Genomic DNA, 3245 nt, shown 5'->3' with positions numbered 1-3245 from the left:
AATTTGTTCTTTGAAAACTAGATAATATTTATTAAATTTTTAAGCAATAAGCCGAGAAACACCGCGTTTTATTAGTTAAGAACGTAGTTCTTAACAAAACCACTTTGCTTTATGTAAAGTTAGGTTAAGTTATCAAGGGCGCATGGTGAATGCCTTGGCACTAGGAGCCGATGAAGGACGGGACTAACACCGATATGCTTCGGGGAGCTGTAAGTAAGCTTTGATCCGGAGATTTCCGAATGGGGGAACCCAGCAGTTTTAATCGACTGTTACTATTAACTGAATACATAGGTTATATAGAGGTAAACGCAGGGAACTGAAACATCTAATTACCTGCAGGAATAGAAAGAAAAATCGATTCCCTAAGTAGCGGCGAGCGAACAGGGAAGAGCCCAAACCAAGAAGCTTGCTTCTTGGGGTTGTAGGACTGCTCATTTGAGTTACCAAAGATTTTTATAGCAGAAGAGTCTGGGAAGACTCGCCGTAGAGGGTGATAGCCCCGTACGCTAAATGAAAATCTCTCAGAGCAGTATCCTGAGTACGGCGGAACACGAGAAATTCCGTCGGAATCCGGGAGGACCATCTCCCAAGGCTAAATACTCCCTAGTGACCGATAGTGAACCAGTACCGTGAGGGAAAGGTGAAAAGCACCCCGGAAGGGGAGTGAAATAGTTCCTGAAACCATGTGCCTACAAATAGTTAGAGCCCGTTAATGGGTGATAGCGTGCCTTTTGTAGAATGAACCGGCGAGTTACGTTTGCTTGCGAGGTTAAGTTGATAAGACGGAGCCGTAGCGAAAGCGAGTCTGAATAGGGCGCCATAGTAAGTAGACGTAGACCCGAAACCAAGTGACCTACCCATGTCCAGGTTGAAGGTGCGGTAAAACGCACTGGAGGACCGAACTCATGTATGTTGAAAAATGCTGAGATGAGGTGTGGGTAGCGGAGAAATTCCAAACGAACTTGGAGATAGCTGGTTCTCTCCGAAATAGCTTTAGGGCTAGCCTCGGAATTAAGAATCATGGAGGTAGAGCCACTGTTTGGACTAGGGGCCCATCTAGGGTTACTGAATTCAGATAAACTCCGAATGCCATTGATTTATATCCGGGAGTCAGACTGCGAGTGATAAGATCCGTAGTCGAAAGGGAAACAGCCCAGACCACCAATTAAGGTCCCAAAATACATGTTAAGTGGAAAAGGATGTGGAATTGCATAGACAACTAGGATGTTGGCTCAGAAGCAGCCACCATTTAAAGAGTGCGTAATAGCTCACTAGTCGAGTGATTCTGCGCCGAAAATGTACCGGGGCTAAACATGTTACCGAAATTGTGGATGGAACCCATTAGGGTTCCGTGGTAGGAGAGCGTTCTAAGGGCAATGAAGCTAGACCGTAAGGACTAGTGGAGCGCTTAGAAGTGAGAATGCCGGTATGAGTAGCGAAAGACAGGTGAGAATCCTGTCCACCGAATGACTAAGGTTTCCTGGGGAAGGCTCGTCCTCCCAGGGTTAGTCGGGACCTAAGTCGAGGCCGAGAGGCGTAGACGATGGATAACAGGTTGAGATTCCTGTACTAGTTATATTTGTTTGAACGATGGAGGGACGCAGCAGGCTAAGAAAGCGCACTGATGGATATGTGCGTCCAAGCAACAAGTTTGAAGTTGAGTTAAATGCTTAACTTTAAGGACAAGTTGTGATGGGGAGCGAAATTAAGTAGCGAAGTAACTGATGTCACACTGCCAAGAAAAGCTTCTAGTTAGAATATAACTACCCGTACCGCAAACCGACACAGGTAGTCGAGGAGAGTATCCTAAGGTGTGCGAGAGAACTCTCGTTAAGGAACTCGGCAAAATGACCCCGTAACTTCGGGAGAAGGGGTGCTGACCGAAAGGTCAGCCGCAGTGAATAGGCCCAAACGACTGTTTATCAAAAACACAGGTTTCTGCAAAATCGTAAGATGACGTATAGGGGCTGACGCCTGCCCGGTGCTGGAAGGTTAAGAGGATGAGTTAGCTTCGGCGAAGCCCAGAATTGAAGCCCCAGTAAACGGCGGCCGTAACTATAACGGTCCTAAGGTAGCGAAATTCCTTGTCGGGTAAGTTCCGACCCGCACGAAAGGCGTAACGATTTGGGCACTGTCTCAACGAGAGACTCGGTGAAATTATAATACCCGTGAAGATGCGGGTTACCCGCGACAGGACGGAAAGACCCCATGGAGCTTTACTGTAGCTTGATATTGAGTGTTTGTATAACTTGTACAGGATAGGTAGGAGCCGTAGAGACCGGAACGCTAGTTTCGGAGGAGGCATTGGTGGGATACTACCCTCGTTGTATGAACACTCTAACCCTCGCCACTAATCGTGGTGGGAGACAGTGTCAGGTGGGCAGTTTGACTGGGGCGGTCGCCTCCTAAAAGGTAACGGAGGCGCCCAAAGGTTCCCTCAGAATGGTTGGAAATCATTCGCAGAGTGTAAAGGCACAAGGGAGCTTGACTGCGAGACTTACAGGTCGAGCAGGGACGAAAGTCGGGCTTAGTGATCCGGTGGTTCCGTATGGAAGGGCCATCGCTCAACGGATAAAAGCTACCCTGGGGATAACAGGCTTATCTCCCCCAAGAGTCCACATCGACGGGGAGGTTTGGCACCTCGATGTCGGCTCATCGCATCCTGGGGCTGTAGTCGGTCCCAAGGGTTGGGCTGTTCGCCCATTAAAGCGGTACGCGAGCTGGGTTCAGAACGTCGTGAGACAGTTCGGTCCCTATCCGTCGCGGGCGTAGGAAATTTGAGAGGAGCTGTCCTTAGTACGAGAGGACCGGGATGGACATACCTCTGGTGTACCAGTTGTTCTGCCAAGGGCATCGCTGGGTAGCTATGTATGGATGAGATAAACGCTGAAAGCATCTAAGTGTGAAGCTCACCTCGAGATTAGATTTCCCATTCCTTTATGGAAGTAAGACCCCTGAAAGATTATCAGGTAGATAGGTTGGAAGTGGAAGTACAGTGATGTATGGAGCGGACCAATACTAATCGGTCGAGGACTTAACCACAAAGTGGTGTGTATCGGTGTACGGCTTAAAAATCAATGATAAATATTAGCTAGTTTTGAGAGAATAAGTTTTCTCAAAAAAAAGAGTGTGGTGGCGATAGCAAGAAGGATACACCTGTTCCCATGTCGAACACAGAAGTTAAGCTTCTTAGCGCCAAGAGTAGTTGGGGGTCGCCCCCTGCGAGGGTAGGACGTTGCCATGCT

2 rRNA genes are annotated in these 3245 nt (G+C 48.2%); both read left to right on the top strand.

Annotated elements, in window-relative coordinates:
- Positions 1-122: 122 nt before the first annotated feature.
- Positions 123-3042: ribosomal RNA gene (locus ACVQ8P_RS00290) — 23S ribosomal RNA — on the top strand.
- An 86-nt stretch (positions 3043-3128) separates the two neighbouring features.
- A 5S ribosomal RNA gene (gene rrf, locus ACVQ8P_RS00285) occupies positions 3129-3244 on the top strand.
- Position 3245 lies beyond the last annotated feature (1 nt).

Source organism: Dellaglioa sp. BT-FLS60, from assembly GCF_054941065.1.
This window is presented reverse-complemented; position numbering and strand designations above follow the sequence as displayed.